Source organism: Selenomonas timonae, from assembly GCF_014250475.1.
GTDB classification, from domain to species: domain Bacteria; phylum Bacillota; class Negativicutes; order Selenomonadales; family Selenomonadaceae; genus Centipeda; species Centipeda timonae.
The window spans coordinates 229622-255438 of record NZ_CP060204.1 but is presented as its reverse complement, the minus strand read 5'-3'; the positions used below and the strand labels follow the sequence as shown (position 1 = coordinate 255438).

Sequence of the window (25817 nt, the reverse complement as noted above, 5' to 3'; positions counted from 1 at the left end):
CGACATTGTGCCTAACAATATATACTAGATGCATTACCTGTAATTGATACAGGAAAAGTCGGCTTTATTTTATGAATCTTAGAAAGCCATCTAATTTCTGTGAATAATTGGGGCGTTGCTGTTCTGAACGCACTGACTGAAACTATGGGACTAGTGTATGAGCACATGGACAAAAAAAGTAATGTTTGTGGGGCTTCCACGTTATTTTGAACAGATTCTTGCAGCGTGTTTTCGCAAGGAGGCGTGGGAGGTTTCGCGCATCGCGGCAGGGGAGGGGAATTTGCCGCAGGGGATTCGGACGTACGACTGTACCATCGAGAGTGAGGAGGCAAAGACCGTTTTTGCCGTGCAGAATCTGGATCTCCTCATCTATCGCCTGGAGCGCGATCCCGCCCATGCCGCTGCACGGCTCGATGCGCTCCTCCGCCTTGCAGTGGGCGCTCGCGTGCGGCGTATCTTCTTGCTGTCGAATGATGAGGTGTTTGCGCCGGGAACCCAGCCCGTGGAGACGGATGCACCCGCGCCGCAGACGGAGACGGGGCGTCTCCTCGTGCGCTTGGAGAGCATTGGGCTTACCTATCGCGCACAGGGTGCACCCGTTACCATCCTGCGCCTCGCTGAACTCTATGCACCTGGACAGACGTCCGACGATGGATTCATCGGGCGTCTTTTTGGTGCGCCTTTGATGCGCCGTCCGATTCCGCGTTATTTGGCGACTGAGGAAGTCTCCTACGGACTTCTCGATGCGCGGGATGCGGTCTTTGCCGTCTATCAGGCGGCGGATCGCGGCTTCGACAGTTCGCATTTGCACATTCCTGCGCCGCAGGGGACGACGATCGCAGAGCTGTATCAGATCTGTTCCGATTTTTTTCCGCGCATGAATGCGCAGGAGGAGCCGCGCGAGCCGAATGGGCGTGCTGTCATGAAGAGCTCTCTCATCGAGGAGCAGCTTGGCTGGCGCTCGCGTCGTCCGCTTGCCCCGGGGCTGAAGGAGACATGGGAGGCAATGGAGGCAGCGCGCGATGCCTATGTGGAGGATATCCGTGAATTCTCACGGCTTGCATGGCTTGGACGGATTCGTCTGAAGATGATACCTTATGCGGAAAATCTGGCGGGTGCACTTGCGACGTTCGGCGTCTCCTATTTGCAGGGCGGCTCATCCGTGAACAGCATGACCGCATTTGATTTTGCCTTTCTCTATATCGGCTGCATGGGGCTTCTCTACGGAAAGCGGCAGGCGCTCATTGCTGCGGTGCTCTCACTCATTCTGCTCATCGTCAACCTGCTCGGGCAGGGCGGGGATCTCGTGGCGATGCTCTACAATCCGCGTGAGTTCCTGCATTTCGTCTCGTATTTCTTCGTTGCTGTTCTGACGGGCTACTTTGCTGACCGCGAAAGCTATCGCCAGGAGTCGGACGGCCGTGTGAAGCGCCGTCTGCAGTATCGCTGCTCATTCCTGGAGAAGATTTTCAAGGAAAATCTCGCGGTAAAGGATCGTCTGTATCGTCAGATTGTCAACTCCGACGACAGCATCGGACGTCTCTACCGCATCATCTCGCGGCTGGATTCGGTCGAGACGGAGAATCTGTTCACCCAGACCGCCTCGATCACAGCAGATATTCTGGATGTCAACGATGTTGTGGTCTATGTCGTCGGCGAGGGCGGCTACTATCTGCGCCAAAAGGTGCGCCTTGGGAAAGGAACGGCGGATATGCCGCGTTCCTTGCGCGTCGAGGACTACCCCTATCTGGGTGAGATGCTGCGTGAAAAGAAGATCTTCGTGAACCGCGACCTCGTGCAGGGGCTGCCCGATCTGGCGGCGCCGATTTCCTACGAGGGGCGGGTTATTGCGGTGCTCCAAATCTACCATTTGGACTTTGAACAGTGGAGCCTCTATCAGCAGAACCTGCTCTCCATCACAGCGCGGCTTGTCTCGAGCTCGCTCGGGCGCGCCTATGAGTGGGAGAAGGAGACGGCGGGGCGCAAGTATCTCGATGAGACGCGCATTCTGCGTGCGGAGGAGTTCCGCAAGGTGGTCGAGGAGTTCCGCGAGCGTCGCCGCATGCAGCAGGATTATCCCGTGACGCTGCTCCCGATCAAGGTGAATGGGATGACGTACAGCAAGCTCGATCATCAGATTGCGAACAGCATCCGCGCTGAGGACTTCATCGGAGCAACACCGGAGGGCGTCTCCCTCCTCCTGCCCGATGTTGCAGGCAAGACGCTGGACATGGTGCGTGAACGCCTGGCGAAGGCCGGTGTAGAGACAGAGGAGTGCCAGGCGTTATGATGGGCGGCGGATTTGCAGGAATAGAGGCGGGGGTCGCCGTATATGCGGCCACCGTACTTGTCTATACAGCAGCTGAGGCGCGCCGCCGGGGGGAAATCTCCGCCGTTGCCAAGGGGGCTTTTTCGCTTGCTATTCCGGTCGCGGGGCTGGCGATCCTCGTGTTGTACGATTTTTTTGGCAAGACACTGGGGCTCATGGATCGGACGGAGCCGAAGGACGGAGACGAGAACCTGAGCCTATCTTTCGACGAGCATGCGTATAGCGGGGATATTGTGCCGCTGCATGACATATTTCTGATGGACGATGCGAAGCTGAAGCGCAAGTTCTTCACCGATGCAATCAAGCAGAATGTGGTGGAGCGGCAGTCGATTCTGAATGAGGCCGTGCATGACAGCGACCGCGAGATCGCCTACTATGCCGTGTCGCTGATGACGGCGCATATGGAGCAGCTGAGCGAGGAGATCTATGCGCTCGAGGAGGAGATCAAGCGCGGGAACGACGATGACGTACTCCTGAACGAATACGTTGCAAAGGTGCGCGAATTCCTCCTGCGCCAGTACGGCGACAGCGTCATCCGCGCGCAGCAGCGGACGCGCTACATGGAGATGCTGCGCGTCCTCGCCGAGCGCCATCCGGAGCATCCCACCTATCAGGCAGAGAGCATCCGCGAAATGATCCGCGCGGGGCAGCTCGAGGAGGCGGAGCACGCATGTGCTGTGTTTCGTGCGCAGCATCCGAAGGCGGAGCTGCCGCTCCTTCTTCTGCTCCACCTTGCGCAGGCTGCGCATGATACGGATCGTCTGCGGGAAACCATCGACGCATTGAAGAGGCTCCCGGTGCGTCTCAGCAATGAGGCGATGCAGGCGATCCGCTACTGGGACGGAGGTGCGGCGCATGAATAACCGCAGTCTCTGCCTCCTCCTGCTCATTGCCTTCCTCCTCGGGTGCTTCTTCCAGTACAGCCGTCTGGACGGATTCCTGCATCTGGGGGGAGTGGACAACGCGCTGTCGATCGATGGTTCTCTGCGTCCTGCGCCGCCCGAGGAGGAGCTGCCGCGCGAGAAATTCCTCATTATCTACGATCCGGAGGATGTGCCGAGTATGTACGCGCGGCACAATATGGAAAAAATCCTGACGGAGAAGCGGAAGGCGTTCGAGAGTGTTCCTCTCACGGCTTCTTTTGTCATAGATCAGTCCAATCGGGGGGTTATCCTCGCGACCGGGCGTCTTGGCGCGGTAAAGATGCTGCCCGCAGTTCTGGACTATGGAAGCGCAGGCGGCAGCATTCTCCTTCTGCAAAAGATTGAGCAGGAGGAGGTCTTTCCAATCTCGGCGGATGTGCTACGGACGTTTGGCGTTGAGCAGCTGGGTGCGACGACGGATGTGCTGGGGATTCACCTCCTGACGAATTTCCTCGTCGGCGGCAAGGATTTCAGCTTTGGCGAGGGATCGGTCTACACGACCCATGCGAATGTACTCAGCCTCGCTCCGACTGTGACCTCGCACATACAAAGTCTCGATGGGACGCCGATCCTATGGGAGCAGCCGATCGGCGCGGGGCGCATTTACGCCTACAACGGGGTGGAGCGCGACGATAAGACGAATGTCGGCATTCTGACCGCAATGATTGCACATTGTGGGGAGGATACGATCTACCCTGTGGTCGGTGTGAAGATCTTTTTTATTGACGACTTTCCGGCTCCCATTCCGGAAGGATATTTTTACAAGATTCACGATGAGCTGGGCGTTGATACGGAGACGTTCTACCGCAAGATCTGGTGGCCGTTCATGCAGCAGCTCGCAAAGGATGAGGACATTTGCTACACGGGTGTCATCATCGAGACATACGGGGATCAGGTCAAAGGTCCGTTCCGTCCGCTTGGGGGACGTGCGGCGCGCGATGGGCTCATCATCTACGGACGCGAACTCCTCAATATGGGCGGTGAGCTTGGTCTGCACGGCTACAACCATCAGTCCCTGGCACCGGATGGCTACGGGCAGGGTGAACTGGACTATGTGCCGTGGGAGAGCCAGGCGGATATGGAGGAGTCGCTGCGGGAGCTGCGCATCTATATCAAATCCGTCTATCCGAACTATGTGTTCCGTTCCTATGTGCCGCCTTCGGACATCCTGAGCCCCGAGGGGAAGCAGGCGGTGGAGAACGTCTTCCCCGAGGTCAAGGTGTTCGCTTCACTTTTTGACGGCCCTGCGGACAAGAAGGCGTACTATCAGGAGTTTGAGCGTCGGCCCAACGGCGTCTATGAGATCCCGCGCATCAGCTCGGGGCATGCCGCAAGCGGGCTCATGTACTGGCAGGAGATCGGCGTACTGAACTACAACGGCACGTTTGCGCACTTTGTCCACCCCGATGAGATTTTCTACGAGGAGAGCAAGGACAGCAGCTGGCGTGATATGGAGATCGGGCTGAAAAATTTCATGCACGATGTGAATAGGCGGTTTCCATGGCTGACGACGACGACGATCTCTGAGAGTTTGCCGTACTACTCGGATTACTTCGATATGGACTACCGCGTACGGCGGACGGATGAGGGGATGGAGCTCTATACCTGGAACTGCAGAGGCGAGCTGCGCTTCCTCCTGCGTACAGCGCATGAAATCGAACGTACGGAAGACTGCACAGCGGAGATCGTGGACGAAGGCGTCTATCTCATTCGCACGAGCGCACCCGAGGCACGCATCTATTGGAAGGAGGTGGACTGATGCGGATATGTCTCCTGGCAGAAGGCTCCTACCCCTACGTTGTGGGCGGCGTGTCCTCCTGGATTCAGATGCTTATGTCGGGGCTCCCGGAGCATGAGTTTGTCATATATTCGATCGGTGCGGAGGCAAAGGATCGCGGAAAATTTAAATATGAGCTGCCGAAAAACTGCATCGGTGTTGAGGAGATGTTCCTCGACGAGATCCTCTCACAGCGTGCGGCGGAGATGCAGGAGGGCATCCTCACGGGGGAGGAGCAGCAGACGCTCTATGAGCTGGTGTGCGGCGAGTGGGATGTCCCGCTTGCGCGGCTTGCAGAGATTTTCTCCTATGGCCGCTGGAAATCGCCGCTCGCGGTCTTCATGTCGAGCGATTTCTTCGATGTGATCGTCCGCGTCTACCGTAGGGAGCACAATAATCTCCCGTTCACCGATTTCTTTTGGACGATGCGCTCGATGCTCCTGCCGCTCTTTTATCTCATGCAGCAGAAGCTGCCCGCGGCCGATGTCTATCACAGTGTTGCGACGGGATACTGCGGCGTGATCGGCGGACTCGCGGCACAGCTGCATCAAAAGCCGTTCATCATCACAGAGCACGGCGTCTATGCGCGCGAGCGCGAGGCGGAGATCATCAAGAGCGACTGGGCAAAGACGGACTTCAAGGGCATCTGGATCCGCTATTTTTACTATCTCGCGCGCCTTTCCTACCATGCTGCGGATCATCTCTATACGCTGTTCGGACATAACGGCAGGATTGCCGCAGATCTCGGCTGCGCGCCGGAAAAGATCAGCATTGTCCCAAACGGGGTGCATATGGAGCGCTTTGCCGGTGTTCCGGAGCTCACGGATCACGGCGAGCCGATCACAATCGGGGCGGTGGTGCGCGTTGTGCCGATCAAGGATATCCTGACCCTCCTGCGCGCCTTTGCGGTCGTCAAGCGCGAGCTGCCGGATGCGCGGCTCATCATCATGGGCGGCATGGACGAGGATCCGGACTATGCTGCGGTCTGTCATCGGACGATCCGCATGCTGGGACTCGAGGATGTGACGTTCACCGGCTCGGTTCCAGTGGCGGACTATCTGCCGCAGATCGACATCATGGTGCTCTCGAGCATCAGCGAGGGTCAGCCGCTCGCCGTGCTCGAAGGATTCTCGGCGCACCGCCCCTACGTGGCAACAGATGTAGGGTGCTGCCGTGAGCTGATCTATGGCGACGGCGATGCATTTGGTTCTGCGGGCGCGGTGGTCGCACCGATGGACTACGAGGCAATGGCATATGAGATTGTGCGTCTGGCTCGCAGCTATGAGCTGCGGCGCACGATGGCGGCAGCCGGCTTTGCGCGGGCGCAGGCGCGCTACACCTATGAACAGTTCGTTGCCTCTTACCGGCAGGCGTATGAACACGCAGCGAAGGAGGGACCGCATGGCGGGCGTCGGATTTGAACTCAAGCGTCTGTTTCGGGCGCGTACGGCAGCGGGACATATCAAGGCGTATTCCTACTCCGCGCTGGTCACATCGGGGCCGTTTGCGCTCCTCGCCGGCATGGTGCTCGCGGTTCAGATGCTCTTTCAGGTCTTCAATGCGGGTGCAGATGAGTCGGCGGTCTTTTTGGGGGCGGTCGTTTACTCCTTTGTATTCTCGCAGCTGCTTTCGTGCGGCTTTACGATCGTCCTGACGCGCTATCTTGCGGACTGTATCACGGTGCAGCACTACCGCGACGTGACACCCTCCATGTTTGGCATGAGCGCGATCCTGCTCACGCTCGGGACGATTGCCTCCGTGCTGTTCTTCTGGGGCAAGCCGCTCGCGTTTGAGCTGAAGCTGCTGTCTCACATCTTCTTCTCGCTGCTGCTGCTCGTCTGGGTCGGCAGCGTCTACCTCACGGCGGTGAAGAAGTTCAAGTATCTGATCCTCGGCTATCTCGGCGGCGTTCTGATCAGTCTCGCACTGGCGGCATTCCTCCTGCACGGTGCCTATCTTCCGCCCGCGGCGGCAGCACTGCTCGGAATGGATGTGGGGATGGGCGCACTCGTGCTTTTCTTTTTCCTGTATGTGACGAGCCGGTTCGGGCTTCCGCACGATGGGATGCTCTTTGCCTTCCTGCCCTACCTTGGGCGGCATGGGCGGCTCTTCATCGGGGCATTTGGCTATACACTCGGACTCTTCCTGCCGAACATCATCATTTGGCAGGGGCCGTGGGGCGTGCTGATTGAGGATACGTTCCTTTATGCGCCGCGCTATGATGTCGTCGTGTTCTATGCGCTGCTGTCGATTCTGCCGCTCACGGCCATGTTTGTCGTGAAGGTGGAGACGCATTTTTACGAGCGCTATGTGCATTACTTCAATGCGATTACGCGCGGCGGCAACCTCCACCTGATTGAGGATACGCGCAAGGATCTGCTCTACGTCATGTGGTTTGAGCTGCGGCAGGCGTTTGAGTTCCAGTTCGTATTCACCCTCGTATTCCTGGCGTTCGGCAACTATGTGCTCTCGTTTGCGGCGCTGGACTATAACTCCGTGAATATGTTCAGTGTCATGCTCTTTGCGGCATTCTTTACGGGTGCACTGCAGGTGCTCATGATCATGCTGGAGTACTTCGATTTTCAGAGCAGCGTCTGGCGGATCGGCGCGCTCGCGGCCGGGGGCAATTTCGTCTTCGGTATGATGAGTCTCTGGCTGGGAGAGAAAAGCTACGGATTCGGCTTCTTCCTCGCCACTGCCCTTGCGCTTGCGTACGCCGTATGGGCGCTCATCCGTTTCGGGCACGGGATCAACTACTATGTGTTCTGTGCGCAGCCTGTGTTCTACCAGGCGAATGCGGGGATTTTCTACACGATTGCAAATTGGCTGTACGGGGAGGAGCTTCCCGATCTCGAAAGGATGGAGAAGGCATGAGGATGATGCGAAAGGCGCTGCAGCGCCGCAATGCCCTCCTGCGTTCTGCGGCGGTGTGCGCGCTCTGCCTCGGGGCGATGGCGGACGATGCACTGGCAGCGAGTCACGACACGCTGCATGATGTGCCGGGCTACTTTTCCTATATGTCGAATGTGGAGGCGGAGATCCGCTCCTATCATGCAGCGGTGAACGCTCTCGCACAGGTGAAGACCGATCTCGAGAATGCGCGTGCAAATCTCGCGGAGGCGCGCGCGGCAACGGAAGATGCGGCGAAAAACATCGTCCTCGTCGGGCAGAATCTCAGAGCTGCCGAGGACCATCTTGCTGCTGTCCGTACTGCCCTCTCAGTTGCCGAGGAGGCGAGCGCAGCACGCACGGCAGAGGCGATCGCCGCACAGCAGGCGGAGGCGGACTATGCGCCGCAGGTCTATGCACAGCGCGCTCAGGTCAACGCGCTGAGTGCGCAGGAGAGTCGTCTCACGGATACGGGCACAGGCAGTGCCGCCGGCTCTCGCCGCGCGGAGGTCGTCGCACGCGTTCTCAGCGAAGTCGGCTATGAGCAGAACCGCATCATGGATGCGCAGATCATGGTTGAGGCGGCACTGGCGGGCGGTTCTGTTGGCGTGGGGGTGGAAGGCGGTACGACGCAGATCGATGCCATCTCGGCGCAGTTGACGGCGGCGCAGGCGGCACTCGATGCTGTGGAGGTACATTTTGACGCGCTGACGGCGGCACGTGAGATGGCGGAGGATGCCGAGCGCGACGCGCGCGAATTGGTTGCGGAATATCAGCAGGAACTGACCGCGAGCACGGCAGATCTCACACAGCTGCAGAGCGACCGCGTCGAGGCGGAGAACTACGACCGCGAGGCACGGGCGTGGGCATCCGAGGCTGCGCGTGACGAGGTGACGGCACAGAAGCAGCTCGCACAGAGCGAGCACGCGCTGAAGTACCTCGGCGAGGGCAAGGGCTATCAGACGGGGCTCGAATACTATGCCTGGCATGGCGACCATGCGGGGCATCAGCTCTATCTGCCATTCTCCTACTTCGCACGCACCCATGCGGGCAGGACGAAGCTGGACTATGGGCTTTCGACAGGCTACGTGAAGTCGGATACGGGCTATGAGAACGGCAGCGTTTCCGGATGGACAGATACGCAGCTGAGTGTTACACTGCGGAACGAGAAAAAGGTCAATCGTGTCAACTATGGCTTTGCGCTGAATGTACCGACGGGGCAGAGTCGTTTTGCACGCTATGCTGTTGTGCCGGAGGGGCTTGCGCGTTTTACGGACTTTGGTGCAGGATGGCAGTACATTCCGAGCATTGAGGTTGTCCATCTCATCACCGAGCGTGACCACCTGACGGGGCGGCTGAGCTACGCCATGCGCAGTGGCTATGACTACGCGAAGGAAGTGCCGAGCGCACATGTCTCGCCGGGCAATATTTTCTCACAGGAAGTGGAATATCTCCATGCGGGAGAGAAGAGGCAGTACATGGTGCAGCTCTACCATAGCTCCACTGAGCACTCCGAGCAGGATGCGGCAGATACGGACAACGGCACGATTACGGGAAAGAACCACTATCGTGACGGTGATGAGTGGGAGCTGCGCTTCTTTCACAATCAGCAGATCTCGAAGAAGAACGAGCTGCAATTCTATACCATCTACGCCCTGACCGAGGCGGCGAGCGGCATCACCTCGCAGTCGGTTGCGCGCCAGTACTATGGGCTCGGGGTGCGTCACCGTATCTCGGATAAACTCACGTGGCAGCTCATGGCGCACTATGCGCACGTCAACAACACCTCTGATCCGCTGCGCACGGCACTCAATACGGGCGGTGGATTCAGCCGCCGTTCCCTCGTCGCGGGCGTGGAGTGGAAGATCACGGAGCGCAGGAATTTCACCTTTCAGGCGGAGCGCTATGTCCGCCGTGATGAGGGTGGCTTTGGCTACAACGGCTGGGGCTTTATCCTCTGGTATCAGGAGAGCTTGTAAAAACACAGGAGGGCTTATGGGAAAGATCAAAAAGGGCGTTGCGGCGCTTCTCGTGGGAGCTGCGGGGATATTTGGGCTGCAGCAGCTGCCGCATGCGGCATGCGATGCGGTGCAGGGCGCTCCAACGGAGAAGGCATTCACGCCGGAGACGGCGATGGTCGATCTCACGGAGCAGCTCGGCGTCTATGCACGGGGGCGCATCCCCACATTCCTCCTTGTCGGCAACGGTCCCACAGGGCTCCTCGAGGTGACAGAATACAATTCGGAGGAGAATGTCGCACGCCTCATTCGTGCGCTTGACGGATTTTTTATGGAGTCTCGCTTCTATGACGGCTACGAAGAGGACGGGGAGAAGGCGGAGCGCCATGACAGCGAGACAGATGAATTTCTCGCGGCAATGCTCCGCAAGCCGCTGCTCGCGGGCAAGCAGGTCTTTGTCCTCGACTATGTCAAGGGCAAGAAGCTCCGACATGTGCAGGAGCTGGGCGCTGCGGAGGGCTATGTCGCCGACGGCGGCGACCGCCTCCTCAATGTAATTCCCGACCGTCGTCCAATGCACGAGAATGCGGACGATGTCACGCAGTTAAAACAGGTGAAGAATTTCCTCGTGCTGCTGAATCCCGAGCATTTCAAGACACGTGAATCCTACATCAACGCGCTTGCGGCGACGAACTACGATCTCCTCATCGTCGACCTCTACTATGATGACCGTCCGCTCACGCGCGAGGAGACCGCGCGGCTGAAACGCAAGGCGCACGGCGGGCAGCGCCTCCTCCTCTCATATATGAGCGTCGGCGAGGCGGCGGACTATCGCCCCTACTGGCAGAGCGCGTGGACGAATGAGCGTCCGCACTGGCTCGCGGGGGCAAACCCGGAGTGGCCGGGCAGCTACAAGGCACGCTATTGGTCGCAGGAGTGGCACGATCTCCTCTACGGCAGCCCAAACGCCTACCTCGATATGATTATGGCGGCGGGTTTCGACGGCGCGTTTCTTGATGTTATGGACGCGTGGCAGTATTTTAGAGAAAATGAATGAACATAAAAATGGGAGACACCGTGAAGATGCGGTGTCTCCCATTTTTTGTGCGATATTAGGCAAATGCCTCGGCGAGATTTTTGAGTCCCTGTTCGAGGGTTGCCCATGGACAGGCGATATTGATGCGCTGAAAGCCGCTGCCGCCCGCACCGAAGATGGGGCCGTCGTCGAGCCAGAGATACGCGTCGCGGATGATCTTTGCGTTGAGTTCCTCATCCGAAAGCCCATAGGCGGAGAAGTCGAGCCAGAGGAGATACGTCCCCTCGGGCTCGATGAGCGTCACCTTCGGGAGGTGCTGCGCGAGGAATGCCCTTGTGCGTGCATTGTTCTCTTCCAGATAGGCGAGGAGCTCCGTGAGCCACGCTGCGCCATACTCGTACGCTGCCTTTGCGCCCGCAAGCCCGAGCGTGTTCGGCTCGTCGTAGCCCGTGCGGCTCAGTTCCTCCTTGAAGCGGTGGCGCAGCTCCTTGTCCCGAATGAAGATGTTCGAGATCTGAAGGCCCGCGAGGTTGAAGGTCTTGCTTGGCGAGGTGCAGGTGACGGTGATCGCCGCCGCCTCATCGGAGATCGCGGCGAACGGGATGTGACGGAAGCCGGGGCGGACGAACTCCTCGTGAATCTCGTCCGCAACGACGATGACGTTGTGGCGCAGGCAGATCGCGGCGAGCTGCTCGAGCTCCGCACGCGTCCAGACACGTCCGACGGGGTTGTGCGGACTGCACAGGATGAAGAGTTTGACGCTGTGCTCGATGACCTTTTGCTCGAAGTCCTCAAAGTCGATCTCGTAGTGCCCCTCGATGAGGCGGAGGGGGCTATCGACAAGGATGCGCTCGTTCTGGCGAATCATGTTCGCGAACGGGTAGTAGACGGGCTGCTGAATGAGTACAGCATCGCTCTTTTTCGTAAATGCACGGATGGCGTTTGCGATGGCAAAGACGACACCGGGCGTGATGATGAGGTCGCTGCGCTCGATGGCCCAGTCATGGCGCGTGCGGAACCAGTTCTGAAGGACGATGACATAGTCGTCCTTCACCTGCGTATAGCCGAAGATGCCGTGCTCTGCGCGTGCTTTCAGCGCATCAATCACAGGGGTGGGCGTGCGAAAGTCCATATCCGCGACCCAGAATGGCAGAATGTCTGCAGGGTAGCCGCGCTCAGCGGCGAAGTCGTATTTCAGACAGGAGGTGTTCCTGCGGTCGATGATTTCGTCAAAGTTGATGGGCATATTTATTATCCTTCCTGAGTAGCCTTCTTGAGTGCCTGTTCGAGATCCTCCTTCAGATCCTCCACGTCCTCAAGCCCCACGGAGAGGCGCAGGAGACGGTCGTCCAGTCCCGTGCGCTCAATGAGATCCTTCGGCATCTCCGCGTGTGTCTGCACGATGGGATAGGTGAGGAGGCTCTCGACGCCGCCGAGACTCTCGGCAAATGCGATGAGCCTCAGATGCGCGAGAACATTTTGTGCGATGGCGGGCGTTTTCACTTTGAATGAGATCATACCGCCGCAGCCCGTGCTCTGGGACTGATGGAGCGCGTGCTGCGGGTGATCGGGGAGACCCACATAGTAGACATCCGTGACCATGGGCAGTGTGCGCAGCCACTGGGCGATGGTGAGCGCACTCTCCGCTTGACGCTCGACGCGCACGCCGAGCGTCTTCAGGCTGCGCAGCATGAGCCACGAGTCCATCGGAGAGAGGTTTGGCCCCTCGGATTTTACGAGGAGCTCGATTTCCCTTGCAAGATCGGAGTCCGCATCCTTTACAGCGAGGAAGCCGCAGATCACATCGTTGTGGCCGCATAGGTACTTTGTGCCGCTCTCGAGAACGATGTCCGCGCCGAGGTGCAACGGCTTTTGGAAATGCGGTGAGAGGAATGTATTGTCCGCGACGAGCAGTGCGCCATATGCGTGTGCGACCTCTGCTGCTGCGCGAATGTCGGTGACGAACATCATCGGATTCGACGGTGTTTCAACGAAGACAATCTTCGTTTCTCTCCGCATCTTTGCGCGGATGTGTGCGGTGTCGCGCATATCTATATATTCGAAGTCGATGCCGTAGCGGCGGTAGATGTCATTTGCAAGACGTACCGTGCCGCCGTAGAGATCCTCGGGCAGGAGCACGTGATCGCCCGCTTTGCATAGGGCAAAGACGAGGTTGATCGCCGCCATGCCCGAAGAGAGTGCCCACGCGCGCCCTCCGCCCTCAAGGAGTGCAATCGCCTCTTCGAGCGCGCTGCGCGTCGGGTTCGCCATGCGTCCGTAGTCGTAGCCCGTGCTCCGGCGAAATGCGGGATGGCGGAACGTCGCGGACAGATAGACGGGCGTTGTGAGTGCGCCCGTTGCGTCATAGTGGTGACAGCCATGCACCTCGGCAGAAAAATCTTTCATCATATGTCCTCCTTCAGACCCTTTCTTGTTGCAGGTGCGTTCATCGCGAGGTGTGCCTCGTGTATGCGCTACGTTTTCATCAATTATAAGCGCCCCTCTATTTCGTGTCAACAAGAAAATATATAAAACATACTTGACAACTAAGATATTTACCTGTATGATATGTGCAAGAAAAACATATATGCAAGATATGCTATAGGTGTAAAAAAAGAAGGGGATAATATGGCAATCTCAAAGAAAGAATTGGTATTGAACGCGATGGATTGTAAACCCGTGGAGCGCGTGCCTGCGGGCTTCTGGTTCCACTTCCTCGACGATGAGATTCACGCGGACGCATACGCGCATCCCGAACTCGAGAAGAAGGTGCTCGACGGAGAGCTTCGCTTCATCGAGGAGGCACAGCCGGATTTCGTCAAGATTATGACGGACGGTTTCTTCTCCTATCCGAATCCCGTCGTGCAGAAGGCGAAGACGGCGGCGGAGCTGGCGAAGGTTCAGCCGCTGCCCGACGATCATCCCTTCTTTACACGGCAGGTCGCCTATGCAAAGGAGATTACACGGCGTTACGGCAGTGACATCGCGACATTCTACAATCTCTTCTGCGCGGGCACGACGATCAAGTTCATGCAGCCGGGCACACTCGCCGAGGATGAGGCATTCCTCGCCCGCCTCGTGCGCGAAGACAAGGCGGCGGTGAAGGCTGCGTTCGACGTCATCTCCGCCGATCTCGCGAAGCTCGCCGACCGCATCATCCGCGAGGCGGGCGTGACGGGAATCTACTTCAGCCTGCAGAACCTCGTCGGCGAGGGCGCAGACCGCGCCGTCTATGAGGAGGTGTTCGCGCCGGGCGAGAAGGAGATCCTGCGCGTCGCGAATGCGGCAAGCCCCTACAATATCCTCCACATCTGCGGCTATGCGGGGCATCGCAACGAGCTCGAGTGGTATCGTGACTACGATGCAAAGACAATCAACTGGGCGGCGGTGGTCGAGGGTGTACCGCTCGAAGAGGGACGCAAGATCTTCCCCGCGCACGCTCTCCTCGGAGGGTTCGGCAACCTTGCAACGGATATCCTCTACAGCGGCACACGCGCAGAGGTTGAGGCGGAGACGGCGCGCATTCTTGCGGCGGCAGGGCGCACAGGCGTCCTCCTCGGTGCGGACTGCACCGTTCCGCGTGATATTGACTGGAATCGTTTTGACTGGGTACGCAGCGCAGCAGGCGCTGTCTGACAGGGAGGAAGTATGATGGACTTCAAGAAAATCGGCAAGGCGGCACTCACGGGCCTCCTCGCAGCGGCACTTGCCGCAGGGCTCGCGGGCTGCGGCAAGGACAGCGCAGACGGCGCAAAGTCCGCAGATGGCAAGAAGACGATCACGGTCGCGCATACGAATTACTATGTCCCCTATGACTATGTGAATGAGCAAGGTGAGTCGGACGGCTTCGAGGTCGCTGTGATGAAGGAAGTAGCGAAGAAGCTGCCACAGTACGAGTTCAAATTCGTGCCGACCTCGGATGACGATCTCCTGATCGGCGTAGAGTCGGGCAAGTACACGGTCGGCACGAAGGGCATCTGGATTACGGACGCGCGCAAGAAGAAGTATGTCTTCCCGCAGAACAATATCGGTGCAAGCGTGATCGGTCTTGCGATCCGCAAGGACACGGCGAATGAGATTGTGGATCTCCCGTCCTTTGCGAAGTTCAGCGGCAAGCTCGTGCCGATCGCGCCGCAGGACGCACGCTATATGGTCATTGACACATACAACAAGGAGAACCCCGGCAATGAGATCAAGCTGACCTCGTCCGAGTCCTTCCAGAATGCGGACGCATACAGCTGGGTCATGGAGGGGCGTTATGACGGCTACCTCGAGGTCGAACTGAGCTATAAGAACAACATCGAGAAGGAGGATGCCCCCTACCACGCATTCAGCGACAAACTGACCTACATCCGCTACAAGGGGATTCCGACCTATCCGATCTTCAACAAGAAGGAACAGGCCTTTGCGGACGAGTATGACAAGGCGATCGAGGAGCTGCGCGCCGAGGGAAAGATTGCAGAGCTCGAGCAGAAATATTTCGGGGAGAGTCTGTCTGCATATCTAAACTAATGAGAGGGGGCACACGGGATGGAAACACGGGCATTTGACATAGGGATGATTGGGCAGGTTTTGCCGCAGCTCCTCACATATCTCGATGTAACCCTTCTCGTGGGCTTCATCAGCATCGCACTTGGCTCGCTGCTCGGCGGCGCGCTCGCATGGGCGAATCTCAGCGGCACCGCACCCCTGCGATGGGCGGCAGTCAGCTATGTCTACGTCATGCGCTGCACGCCGTCCATCGTCCTGCTCTTCATCGTGTTCTACGGTCTGCCGAAACTCGCATTTGCCGTATTTGACTACGATATGAACGGGCTGCACCGTGCCGTCTTTGCGATCATCACGTTCACCCTGCTCTTTGGCGCGTACATCTCGGAGGTGTTCCGTGCGGCATATAAGGCAGTGCCGCGCGGACAGTACGAGGCGGCGGTGAGCGCGGGACTGACGCCGTTCCAGGCGTTCCGTCACGTCATGCTGCCTCAGGCGGCGATTGTCGCCCTGCCAAACTTCGGCAATGCGACCATCAACCTGCTGAAGGAGGGCTCGCTCGCCTATACCATCGGGCTGATCGACCTCATCGGCAAGGGCAATCTCATCATCGCACAGAACTTCGGGGCGTACGGCATTGAGGTCTATCTCGCCGCCATGCTGATCTACTGGGTGCTCGTCCTCGTGCTCGAGCAGATCTTTGGCTGGATCGAGAAGCGGCTGGATGTAGGGACGAGCCTCTCCGCCGTAGCGAAGGGGCAGGAAATGGGAGGAGGGGACGCAGTTGGAGCTGGATCTTGACTTCATGCAGGAAACCTTCCTGCTCGTCTGGCAGGGCGCGGGTGTGACTCTCTCTCTGACGGCGCTCTCGCTTCTCCTCGCGGCACCCGTCGCCTTCTACTTCGCTGTCCTGCGCGTGCGCGGGGCGCGCGTGGGCGGACGACTCGTGCGCGGCTATGTCTCCTTTGTGCGCGGAACGCCGCTCATTTTGCAGATACTCCTGCTTTACAGTCTCCTGCCGAGCATTGTGAACGAGATCGTTCGCGATCTGGGGCTGGACATCAATATATTCGAGGCGGTCGATCCATTCTACTACGCCGTCTTTATCTTTACCATCAACACGATTGCCCTCCTCACGGAGGCGTTCCGCGCGGCACTGCTCGCAATTCCGAAGGGACAGCTTGAGGCGGGACTCGCGGGCGGGCTGACGGCGTTTCAGACCTATCTGCACGTCATCCTCCCGCAGGCGCTCGTCGTGGCGCTGCCGAGCATTGCGAACATCACGGTCAACCTCATCAAGGGTACGTCGCTCGCGTTCCTCATGACGGTCAAGGACATCATGGCGGTCGGCAAGATCGCCGCGTCCTATGGCTACAACTACATCGAGGCATATCTCGATGTCTTCATCGTCTATCTCGTGCTCTGCACCATTGTTCAGCTGCTGTTCGCGGCGGCGGAACGGCGCGTTGGGGCATTCCGTGGTCAGAATTAAGGAGGGGTGCATATGCTGCTGCACGTTCAGAATGTGCGTAAGAATTTCGGAGAAACCGAGGTGCTAAAGGACGTCAGCCTCAGCGTCGAGAAGGGGGATGTCGTCGTCATTCTCGGTCCCAGCGGCTCGGGCAAAACCACCTTCCTGCGCTGCCTCAATTTCCTCGAGCGCGCCGACGGCGGGACGATGGACTTTCACGGGATGCAGGTATCGCTCGCGGAGGCGTCGGATCGCGAGATTGCAGATGTGCGGAAGAAGACGGCATTTGTCTTTCAGAACTACAACCTCTTTGCGAATAAGACCGCACTCGAAAATATCACCCTCGGGCTGACCGTCGGGCGCGGGATTCCGAAGAGCGAGGCGCATGAGATCGCGATGGAAGCACTGCGCAAGGTCGGCATGGAGAGCCGCGCGGACTACTACCCGTCGCAGCTCTCGGGCGGTCAGCAGCAGCGCGTCGGCATCGCGCGCGCGATTGCCGCAAAGCCTGATGTCATCCTCTTTGATGAGCCGACATCCGCGCTCGATCCCGAGCTTGTGGGCGAGGTCTTACAGGTCATGAAGACACTCGCCGAGGAGGGGACGACGATGATCGTTGTAACCCATGAGATGAAGTTCGCGCAGGAGGTCGGGACGCACGTCATATTCATGTCGGACGGCGTCATCGTCGAGGAGGGAAGCGCGCACGAGATCTTTACCGCGCCGCGCGAGGAGCGTACGCGCCGCTTCCTCCGCCGCGTCCTCCCCGAGGAGTATGAGCCAGCAGCACTGATCTGAATACATATGAAAACGAGGTTGTCGCTTTTGTGCAACAACCTCGTTTTCATGTCAAAAATTCCTATGCATCCGCCGCATTCTTATTCGTTGGAACGACGACCATACTCCGATCCGCATTCTTCTTTCCAGCGGCGGTCTTTTGGTATTCCCTCAGCGCGGCGAGTGCGGACAGAGAACCTGGCTGCAATGCCTCGAGTTCTGCTCGCTCCTTCTCCTGCGCCTTTGTGATCTCTGCATCACGATCAGCCCGTTCCTGGATCGCCTGACCGCGCAGCTTCATATTGTGGTGCTCTTTCGCCTTCATCTCGGATTCCAGACGACCAATCTGCGACTGGTACAGACTGCGCTGTCCTTCGATTTCTCGGATGTCTTCGCCAGTGACAACATCATCTGTCACAAGCTTGTCGAGTTTCTCCACCTTGCCGTGCAGCTCGCTCAGCTTGTCCTCGTCCGTCATGCCCGCGCGCTTCAACTCATCTGCGCACTTTTGCAGCTTTGCCTTGTCCTCGTCCGTGAGGCTTGTATCTGTCTGAATGCGCTGCTCGATTTCCGCCGCCTGTGCTTTCTTTGCCTTTTTGTCGGCGAGCTCCTTATCATTCGCCGCAAGCGCCGCCTCGGCAGGCGTCAGATCCTCCTCCATCTCGGCGCTCTCGCTCAGGGACTTCCCCTTTGCGCTGATATAGACCTCGACCGCATGGTTCAGCACCTGCGCCACTGTACTTGGCTTTCCGTTCTGTGCTTTGCTCGCCGCATTCTCGCCGTGCAGGAACGGCGGCTTGCTCGAAATCTGCATTGTGCCCATTTCACCAGCTCCAATCCGTGGAATACAAGTCTATCCAATAGTATTATCGAGGTTTATGCTATCATATTAAGGAATCGCTGATAAAATGAAGTCCGTCAGATTGGCGTAGATTTTTTCGTCCGAATTAGGAGGTAAACCGGACGCATAGCAAAGGCTATGTGGAGGATTTGCCGACGAAGTGCGGGCAAAAAAGATGCGCTAAGATGGCGACGCTGAATTTATCAGTGCTTCCTTAAATAAGCCGATTCATCTGAAATGATCGTCATCATAGCCCTCATTCCAATCATCCCAATCGTCATAGAGCGGGTCGTCTACAGGCTCATCTTTCTCATAGATGTATTCGTCCTCATATCTGTCTTCAGCAGGATAGTCCCACGTATCATCCGAATACTCATCTGTGGTATTGTTTGAGGGGAATGCCTGATTGTCCTTGTCCGCATGAGAGGACAGCCCCGCGGCGCTGACATTGGGCAGGAGGATGCCGAAGAACTTTGCCGCGAGATAACTGCCGAACAGGGCGAGCAGCAGCTTTTTCCACCCTGCAAGCGGCTTCGTTGGCGGTACTTCTTTTTGTTTGAGAACTGTCTTTTGTGCAGGCATCGCATTCTCTCTTTCATTTTTGATTGTGGAAAGATTGTAGGATACACTAATTATTCAACATCGATTGTACGTATCCTGCCTTGTTTATGAGGTGGAGGCAGGGGCTTCGTACAGTGTCTTGTCAAATCCAGTTTTTCGCGGTACAATTTTTGGCAGTATCCTTCATACAAAAAATGACAAATACGATATTAAGGAAGCACTGATAAATTCAGCACCGCCATCTTAGCGCATCTTTTTTGCCCGATTTTTGTCGGCAAATCCTCCACAGAGCATCACTCTGCGTCCGGTTTGCCTCCTCAATCGGACGAAAAATCTACGCCAATCTGACGGACTTCATTTTATCAGCGATTCCTTAATTTTAAGAAATGATATGCTGGATGCAAGCAAGGAAAAGTAGAATACATGAAGACCTATAGGGATGAAGTTCATTGGATTGCTGTTTCCGAAAAATGTTTGTATGAAAAAATTAAGGGAGCGGATGGATATGTTATTGATGGGAGAGGCATTTGTCGAATATTTATGGAAACACGATGTGTTTCAAGAGAAAGACATTATCGGGAAGAATTGCCTTGTTGTCGGTGGCTCGTACATTTCGGGGGGGAACTATGCCCCTCTGCTAAATAAGCGATTGCTCCACTTAGGCGCGGCACGATGTGATAATGTCATGCTGTTTGACCCCTATTTTCAGGACTCTTTTTGCGATCTTACCGATACGGAGGAGGCAATCGGTGCGCTTCGCTATGACTTAATTATCGTTCTTAGTGGAATGGAGAAGACTCGAAATATTCGTGAAGGTGTTCGACAGCTGCAAGAGGTATGTCATGTGGGTGGAAAGATTTTTGTGACAGCAAGGACGCCACATGATATTTCGGCGCGGAGAGAATTACACACCTATGAGGATATATGGCGTTATGATCTAGAGTCACTGGAGGACTTGTTTCATAATTGCATCCCAGAGAAGACTGCTGTTGATGAAGGCAATGGCCTCGTTGCTGTGATGTTTGTACGAGGTGAGTCGATAGATACCGTTTCGTCAGTCACCTTGTTTAATACGAAGCGTGGAGAGCACGTCACCATTGACGATGAATTGCCGCGAGGATATTTTGATGGCCTTTCAATGCTTGATGCCATTGGTCTGAAATATCGCACGGACAAGTGCAGTATGGAGCATAACTATCTTAATAAATATGCTTTTTTTCTGGAAAAATTTCGATTGCAGCCGACACGACTTCTTGAACTCGGCATATTCAATGGTGCGAGCTTGCGTATGTGGCAGGAATATTTTCCATATGCAGAGATTTATGGTGTTGACATTGCGGATCGTTGCAGTCAGTATGCAGATGAGCGTATTCATATTATCCAAGCGGATCTTTCCGATCCGGAACGGGTTGCAAAACTCAAGGAAATTCGACCGCAGATCATCATTGATGACGCGTCCCACATTGTGAGCCACCAGCTTCTGGCGTTGTTTACGCTCTTTGACGTGCTGCCAAGCGGCGGTGTCTACATTCTCGAGGACTTGGAGACCTCTCTGAACCCAGAGCAATTTGGAGAATCTTATCGTGACTGTCCCTTGGATGCCTACGAGGTCTGTGCACGCATTGCACGGATTACGGCGCGCAAGGTGCCCGACGACGACAGTCTGTACGCCGAGCACATCAACCGCATCGGCATGGCGGCGGAACTGATCTCCGTCACCAAGGGCACTGTCATTTTTGTAAAACGGTAATATCTGCGTAAAAAACGGGACTGATCGGAGGTTTTTTCTCCGTCAGACCCGTCTTTTCTCTCTTCGCTCGCTCAGCGTCCGCGCGCGCAGCCGCAGCCGCCGCGTGCATATGTGCGCTCACTGCGCTCCGATTGTGTGCGGTCGCCGTAGCAGTATGCGCCGCCGTTATCGTAGCAGTACGCAGTGTTCTGACGCTGCGGCAGCTCGCATGCGCCGTCCTCGCAGCCATAGGCGATTGCCTGTGCACCTGTGGCGAGGATGAGCCCCGCAAATAGTCCTGCAATCATCTTTTTCATAACCATTTCCTCCCAAAATATAATGGATTCTTACCTCTATACTATCATACTTGTCAAGCTGAGAAAAGAGATAATTGACATATGCCGAAAACTTTGTTAATATAATAACTGTCATATGACAGAAATGGAGGGGCTATGCCGCGACCAAAGAGATGCAGACGCATATGCAGCTATCCGGACTTTTGGAGCTTTGCGCCGGAGGATGCGGAGGAGGAGCAGGATGAGACCGTCATTCTCGGGCTGGACGAGTTCGAGACGATCCGACAGATCGACTACTGCCGTCGGACACAGGAGGAATGCGCCGCAACGATGGGCGTGTCCCGCGCGACGGTGACGGGCATCTACGAGTCCGCACGATACAAGCTCGCGGACGCAATCGTCTGCGGGAAGCGCATCCGCATTGCGGGCGGCGTGTATGAGATCGAGGAGGCGGCAATGCCCCGTATGAAAGAAAAAGGAGAGCATACAATGAGAATTGCAGTACCATATACAGACGGTCAGATCGAGCAGCATTTCGGCAGGGCGAAGCAGTTTAAGTTCTACGATGTTACAACCGATGTGGCTGAGGAGATTGTGGACACGGTCGGCGAGGGGCATGGCGCGCTTGCGGCGTTCCTTCACACAGCGCAGGCGAATCTCGTCATCTGCGGCGGCATCGGTGCGGGTGCACAGACGGCGCTTGCCGAGGCGGGCATCCAGCTCGTCTCGGGCGTGAAGGGGGATGCGGATGAGGCTGTGAAGCAGCATCTCGCGGGGACGCTCGTGCCGAATGCGGATGGCGGCAAATGCAAGCACCGTCACCAGCACGGCAAGCATGGTGAACATGGCTGCGGTCATGGCGACCACCATGCACATGGAGAGCACGGCGGACACTGCGGACATCACCACGCGCATGGCGAGCACGGCGCGCACTGAGATCATCATAGGAAAGCACCGCTTCGGCGGTGTTTTTTGTTGCTTTTTCATAATGAAAAATTATATGTAAAGAGAAATTGTGAATACATATAAGATAAACTATAAAAATTTGAAGATCGTGAACTCTGAAGAAAATATGAATGTGATTTTCTCAATAAGAATGCTATAGTTGAGAATATAATTGAGAAAGAATATAGATATTTATAGTGACGGTGGATAAATCCACAAACATGAATTTGATTCATAATTATTATTTATGATTTTTGCAAAAGCACTTGATTTTTTAGATGTGCTGTTATATTATATGAATCAAGCAAAGATGATATTCACATTGATATATTTAGGAGAATGAATTATGGCGAATGAAGTTACTGTCATCTACTCCTCGCGCACGGGGAATACAGAGAAGGTTGCAAAGCAGTTGGCGGAGGCGCTCGGCGCGACCTGCCACAGCGTGAAGGATACGTCGGCGGTGCCCGAGGGCGCAGATCTCTGCGTCGGCACGTGGATCGACCGCGGAACGGCGGACGCAGGTGCGAAGAAGTACATCGAGAGCCTGCGCGGACGGCGCGTCTTCCTCTATGGCACGCTCGGCGCGGAGCCGGACTCGGAGCACGCGGAGAAGTGCATTGCGAACATCCGCGCACTCTTCGATCCATCGAATGAGATTCTCGGGGCAATTCTCGTGCAGGGCGCGATCGACCCGATGCTGATCGAGATGTTCAAGAGCATGCCGAAGGACAATGTGCATGCGTTTACCGAGGAGAATGCGGCGCGCTATGCGGCGGCGGCAAGCCACCCCGATGAAAATGACTTCGCACAGGTGATTGCGGCGGCAAAGGAGGCACTGGCATGAATACGTTTGAAACGAAGCTCGCGGGTCTCCCCGAGGAAGCACGCGGCTGGCTGCTCGGCACGAAGTCGGCGAATCCGCTCGGCTGTGCCTTTACGAAGAAGCGTGTTGTGCACCCAGGTGCGGGCGGCAAGCGCATGATTATGGACAAGGCGGAGCACGCGAGTGTCTGGCAGGAACTGATGAACACGACGCCCGATCCCGCCGATGAGCGCGCCGTCTACATTCACATTCCGTTCTGCGACAAGAAATGCAGCTACTGCGGTTTCTTCCAGAACTTCACGCGCGAAGAGGCGGCGCATCACTACGTCGATGTGCTTCTCGACGAGCTGGATGCGGCGGCGGATACACCGTATGTGCAGGGCGCGCCTTTTCAGGCGGTGTTCTTCGGCGGCGGTACGCCGACGGCGCTCTCTGACGCCGATCTCTCGCGCCTCGTGCGCGCTGTGCGCGAGCGTCTGCCGCTCACGAGCGACTGTGAGATCACGCTCGAGGGACGCATTCATGACCTCTCGGAGAGCAAGGTCGAGGCGGCGCTGAACGCGGGCATCAACCGTTTCTCCCTCGGCGTGCAGTCCTTTGACACGCGCGTCCGTCAGTCCATCGGGCGCATCGACGACCGCGATACGGTTATCGCAACGCTCCGCCGCATGGTGGAGAAGCAGGGCGCTGTCGTCATCGCCGATCTCATCTATGGGCTGCCCTATCAGTCGATGGAGGTCTGGGAGAACGACGTGCGCACGCAGTTCGAGATCGGGATTGCGGGCGGCGACCTCTACCAGCTCAACGTCTTCCCGTCGAGCGAACTGGCACGCCGCATCGAGTCGGGTGATCTGCCCATGCTCCCGACGACGGAGGAGCAGTCCGAATACTTTCGTCGTGGGCTTGAGATTGTCGCGGAGTACCCGATGGCACGCCGCATCGACACGACGCATTGGACGACGGATCACCGCGAGCGCAGCCTTTACAACACACTGGCAAAGCGCGGCAACGATGTGCTCGCCTTTGGCTCGGGTGCGGGCGGCTTTATTGGCTCGTTCATGTGGCGCAACCACGGTGCGCTTGCACCGTATGAGAAGATGGTCGAGGAGGGCTCGAAGCCATTCCAGTTCATGGGCGAGCAGGCGGATGAACACCGCATGCACAGCGAGATCGGCGATCAGATCGAGCACGGGTACCTCTACGCGCCGTTCTTCGAGAAGAAATACGGCGTCGACCTCCTCACGGAGCTTGCACCGCTTCTCTCCGCATGGGAGGAGAACGGTCTCGTCACGCGCACGGCGACAGGCTTCCGCCTGACGCTCGCGGGCGAGTTCTGGCATGACAACCTCATCCAGGGCTTCCTCGAGGCGTATGCACTCACGCAGGAGGACGATGTAAAGCTCCGCAAGGAAAACGTCGCCCTGCAGGATATGATTCCGAAATCTGTGCGCTCCATGCTCGAGGCAATGTTCCCGGACGGGATGCCTCCGCAGATGGCGGCGGCGCTCGCGGGCAAACCCACGCCCGAGATGGAGAACCATCCACATATGCAGATGCTCAAGAACCTCATCGAAAAAGAGCGGGAGAAGGAGCGCTCCGCAGGCGACTCCGCCCCCGACCTCAATACCGTCATGCGCACCTCCGCGCGTGAACTTGGAAAAGCTGTGTAATATATTATAGATAAACGGCCCGTCAGGATGCATTGGCATCTTGACGGGCTGTTCCTGTATGCTGCTATTGCGGTGTAAAATAACCGAATGCGGCGGGGATGCTGTACTTGTCCGCAAGTTCCTCACGGCGCACCCAGAGAAGTGGGGCGGGCGCGCCGTCTATCTCCTCTGCCGCCATCAGCGGCGGTTCGTTCCATTCTGCGACGCTGACCGCCCAGCCCGTCAGACTCCATTCAATATGTGAAAAGATGTGGCGCGCGGGCGGGAGCGGTGCGATGTCGAGGACATGATAGCCCTCCGACTCGAGATGCGTGCGCACGGCACTCTTCGAGAGTTTGCCGTCCAGATTCGGGTATTCCCAGAGACCCGCGAGGAGACCCTTCGCGGGTCTTTTTCGTATGGCGATCTGCTCGCCGCAGGAGAGGAGGAGGACGGTGCGCTGTTCCTTGCGGCGCGCCTTGAGTGCAGTTTTGACGGGATAGTCCTGCTCTGCAACGCGGTCATGCGCAAGGCAGAGGCGTGCAGTGGGGCAGGCGTGGCAGAGCGGCGTGCCGTTCGGGAGACAGATCGTCGCGCCGAGATCCATAAATGCCTCGTTGAGGAGACCTGCGTCCTTGCCGCTCGGATAGGACGGCATGAGTGCGGCTTCGAGCGCGCGCTTCGTCGCGTCCTTTGCAATGTCGATGGGATTCGCCGTGACACGCGTGGCGACGCGCAGGAAGTTGCCGTCTACGGCGGGGCGCGGCGCACCGTAGGCAAACGATGCGATCGCGCTCGCTGTATAGCGACCGATGCCGGGAAGGGCGAGCAGCGCGTCGAAGTCATTTGGCAGGACGCCGCCATGCTCTGCGACGATCACCTGCGCCGCGCGTTTGAGGTTGCGCGCGCGGCTGTAGTAGCCAAGCCCCTGCCAGAGCTTCATGAGCGCATCGTCATCCACGGCGGCGAGGTCGCGGACGCTCGGCAGTGCATCGAGGAATCGCAGATAGTAGGCGCGCACGACGGCGGCGCGCGTCTGTTGGAGCATGATCTCGGAGATCCAGACGTGATACGGCGTCGGTTCGTCGCGCCACGGCAGGTCGCGCACGTCGGGGGCGGATTTGCGCCACGCAAGCAGTGTATTGCAGAGGGCGGGAAAGATGGAATCACCCGACCACGGTAAAATTTTCATTAAAAAGCTCTCCTTTTCGTCTCGATTTTACTATGTCTGTGTGAAACATGGATGAAGAAGCGGGCTTTTCTTTACAAAAGGCGGGCTTTGTACTATGATAGCAGATAACAAATTATATTGATGGAGTGAT

22 protein-coding genes and 2 pseudogenes are annotated in these 25817 nt (G+C 57.2%); 17 read left to right on the top strand and 7 right to left on the bottom strand.

Annotated features, from left to right (window positions below; all coding sequences use genetic code 11):
* Positions 1 to 157: 157 nt before the first annotated feature.
* From H1B31_RS01180 to H1B31_RS01150, 7 genes are read left to right on the top strand one after another with little or no spacing between them, the layout of a single operon-like run.
* Positions 158 to 2290: an NAD-dependent epimerase/dehydratase family protein gene (locus H1B31_RS01180; protein WP_185980565.1), complete on the top strand. Its 2133-nt coding sequence runs from the start codon at positions 158 to 160 to the stop codon at positions 2288 to 2290.
* Entirely contained in the window at positions 2287 to 3192 is a 906-nt protein-coding gene (locus tag H1B31_RS01175; RefSeq protein ID WP_185980564.1) for a hypothetical protein, read from the top strand. The genes H1B31_RS01180 and H1B31_RS01175 overlap by 4 nt, the downstream gene beginning before the upstream one ends.
* Entirely contained in the window at positions 3185 to 5011 is a 1827-nt protein-coding gene (locus H1B31_RS01170) for a DUF2194 domain-containing protein (RefSeq protein ID WP_185980563.1), read from the top strand. Before H1B31_RS01175 ends, H1B31_RS01170 begins: the two co-directional genes overlap by 8 nt.
* Positions 5011 to 6450: a GT4 family glycosyltransferase PelF gene (gene pelF, locus H1B31_RS01165; protein ID WP_009440011.1), complete on the top strand. Its 1440-nt coding sequence runs from the start codon at positions 5011 to 5013 to the stop codon at positions 6448 to 6450. Before H1B31_RS01170 ends, pelF begins: the two co-directional genes overlap by 1 nt.
* Positions 6431 to 7903 (top strand): exopolysaccharide Pel transporter PelG, encoded by a 1473-nt coding sequence (gene pelG, locus H1B31_RS01160; RefSeq protein WP_185980562.1) that lies wholly within the window; start codon positions 6431 to 6433, stop codon positions 7901 to 7903. The genes pelF and pelG overlap by 20 nt, the downstream gene beginning before the upstream one ends.
* Positions 7904 to 7905: 2 nt before the next feature.
* Positions 7906 to 9897 (top strand): peroxidase, encoded by a 1992-nt coding sequence (locus H1B31_RS01155; RefSeq protein ID WP_226372118.1) that lies wholly within the window; start codon positions 7906 to 7908, stop codon positions 9895 to 9897.
* Positions 9898 to 9913: 16 nt separating this feature from the next.
* Positions 9914 to 10933 (top strand): endo alpha-1,4 polygalactosaminidase, encoded by a 1020-nt coding sequence (locus H1B31_RS01150; protein ID WP_185980560.1) that lies wholly within the window; start codon positions 9914 to 9916, stop codon positions 10931 to 10933.
* A gap of 55 nt (positions 10934 to 10988) precedes the next feature.
* Here H1B31_RS01150 and H1B31_RS01145 read toward each other — a convergent pair whose 3' ends face one another.
* Both H1B31_RS01145 and H1B31_RS01140 read right to left on the bottom strand, forming a co-directional pair.
* Entirely contained in the window at positions 10989 to 12158 is a 1170-nt protein-coding gene (locus tag H1B31_RS01145) for a MalY/PatB family protein (RefSeq protein WP_185980559.1), read from the bottom strand.
* A gap of 5 nt (positions 12159 to 12163) precedes the next feature.
* The gene (locus H1B31_RS01140) at positions 12164 to 13318 is read right to left on the bottom strand and encodes a trans-sulfuration enzyme family protein (RefSeq protein ID WP_185981198.1); all 1155 of its coding nucleotides are present in this window, start codon (positions 13316 to 13318) and stop codon (positions 12164 to 12166) included.
* Positions 13319 to 13540: 222 nt separating this feature from the next.
* Here H1B31_RS01140 and H1B31_RS01135 point away from each other — a divergent pair, with 222 nt between their 5' ends.
* The 5 genes from H1B31_RS01135 to H1B31_RS01115 are packed head-to-tail and all read left to right on the top strand — an operon-like array spanning position 13541 to position 17669.
* The gene (locus H1B31_RS01135; protein WP_185980558.1) at positions 13541 to 14548 is read left to right on the top strand and encodes a uroporphyrinogen decarboxylase family protein; all 1008 of its coding nucleotides are present in this window, start codon (positions 13541 to 13543) and stop codon (positions 14546 to 14548) included.
* Between the two features lie 15 nt (positions 14549 to 14563).
* Entirely contained in the window at positions 14564 to 15424 is an 861-nt protein-coding gene (locus H1B31_RS01130) for a transporter substrate-binding domain-containing protein (protein WP_185981197.1), read from the top strand.
* A gap of 18 nt (positions 15425 to 15442) precedes the next feature.
* Positions 15443 to 16201, top strand: a complete 759-nt coding sequence (locus H1B31_RS01125; protein ID WP_009440001.1) for an amino acid ABC transporter permease — start codon at positions 15443 to 15445, stop codon at positions 16199 to 16201.
* The gene (locus H1B31_RS01120) at positions 16185 to 16892 is read left to right on the top strand and encodes an amino acid ABC transporter permease (protein WP_185980557.1); all 708 of its coding nucleotides are present in this window, start codon (positions 16185 to 16187) and stop codon (positions 16890 to 16892) included. Before H1B31_RS01125 ends, H1B31_RS01120 begins: the two co-directional genes overlap by 17 nt.
* 12 nt (positions 16893 to 16904) lie before the next feature.
* The gene (locus H1B31_RS01115; protein WP_009439999.1) at positions 16905 to 17669 is read left to right on the top strand and encodes an amino acid ABC transporter ATP-binding protein; all 765 of its coding nucleotides are present in this window, start codon (positions 16905 to 16907) and stop codon (positions 17667 to 17669) included.
* 61 nt (positions 17670 to 17730) lie between these two features.
* Here H1B31_RS01115 and H1B31_RS01110 read toward each other — a convergent pair whose 3' ends face one another.
* The gene (locus tag H1B31_RS01110; RefSeq protein ID WP_185980556.1) at positions 17731 to 18471 is read right to left on the bottom strand and encodes a hypothetical protein; all 741 of its coding nucleotides are present in this window, start codon (positions 18469 to 18471) and stop codon (positions 17731 to 17733) included.
* A gap of 128 nt (positions 18472 to 18599) precedes the next feature.
* On the opposite strand from H1B31_RS01110, the pseudogene H1B31_RS11325 reads away from it, so the two are divergent.
* A pseudogene (locus H1B31_RS11325) lies at positions 18600 to 18707 on the top strand (secretion protein HlyD); the annotation flags it as partial.
* Between the two features lie 10 nt (positions 18708 to 18717).
* Here the strand turns inward: H1B31_RS11325 and H1B31_RS01105 are convergent.
* Both H1B31_RS01105 and H1B31_RS11320 read right to left on the bottom strand, forming a co-directional pair.
* Complete coding sequence (locus tag H1B31_RS01105) at positions 18718 to 19071, bottom strand: hypothetical protein (RefSeq protein ID WP_009439997.1); 354 nt, start codon at positions 19069 to 19071, stop codon at positions 18718 to 18720.
* Between the two features lie 188 nt (positions 19072 to 19259).
* Positions 19260 to 19384 (bottom strand): annotated as a pseudogene (locus H1B31_RS11320) (secretion protein HlyD).
* A gap of 105 nt (positions 19385 to 19489) precedes the next feature.
* On the opposite strand from H1B31_RS11320, the gene H1B31_RS01100 reads away from it, so the two are divergent.
* Positions 19490 to 20800: a class I SAM-dependent methyltransferase gene (locus H1B31_RS01100; RefSeq protein ID WP_226372117.1), complete on the top strand. Its 1311-nt coding sequence runs from the start codon at positions 19490 to 19492 to the stop codon at positions 20798 to 20800.
* Positions 20801 to 20871: 71 nt separating this feature from the next.
* Here the strand turns inward: H1B31_RS01100 and H1B31_RS01095 are convergent, their stop codons facing one another.
* A complete protein-coding gene (locus tag H1B31_RS01095; RefSeq protein ID WP_037345697.1) occupies positions 20872 to 21096 on the bottom strand; it encodes a hypothetical protein in 225 nt (74 codons plus the stop codon).
* A gap of 135 nt (positions 21097 to 21231) precedes the next feature.
* Here H1B31_RS01095 and H1B31_RS01090 point away from each other — a divergent pair, with 135 nt between their 5' ends.
* The 3 genes from H1B31_RS01090 to hutW all read left to right on the top strand — a co-directional run bounded on the left by H1B31_RS01090 (position 21232) and on the right by hutW (position 24516).
* On the top strand, positions 21232 to 22011 hold the full coding sequence (locus H1B31_RS01090; RefSeq protein WP_185980555.1) for a DUF134 domain-containing protein: 780 nt from the start codon (positions 21232 to 21234) through the stop codon (positions 22009 to 22011).
* Between the two features lie 355 nt (positions 22012 to 22366).
* The gene (locus tag H1B31_RS01085; protein WP_009439972.1) at positions 22367 to 22867 is read left to right on the top strand and encodes a flavodoxin family protein; all 501 of its coding nucleotides are present in this window, start codon (positions 22367 to 22369) and stop codon (positions 22865 to 22867) included.
* The gene (gene hutW, locus H1B31_RS01080; RefSeq protein WP_185980554.1) at positions 22864 to 24516 is read left to right on the top strand and encodes a heme anaerobic degradation radical SAM methyltransferase ChuW/HutW; all 1653 of its coding nucleotides are present in this window, start codon (positions 22864 to 22866) and stop codon (positions 24514 to 24516) included. Before H1B31_RS01085 ends, hutW begins: the two co-directional genes overlap by 4 nt.
* A gap of 64 nt (positions 24517 to 24580) precedes the next feature.
* Here the strand turns inward: hutW and H1B31_RS01075 are convergent, their stop codons facing one another.
* A complete protein-coding gene (locus H1B31_RS01075) occupies positions 24581 to 25687 on the bottom strand; it encodes an A/G-specific adenine glycosylase (RefSeq protein ID WP_185980553.1) in 1107 nt (368 codons plus the stop codon).
* Positions 25688 to 25817: the final 130 nt, after the last annotated feature.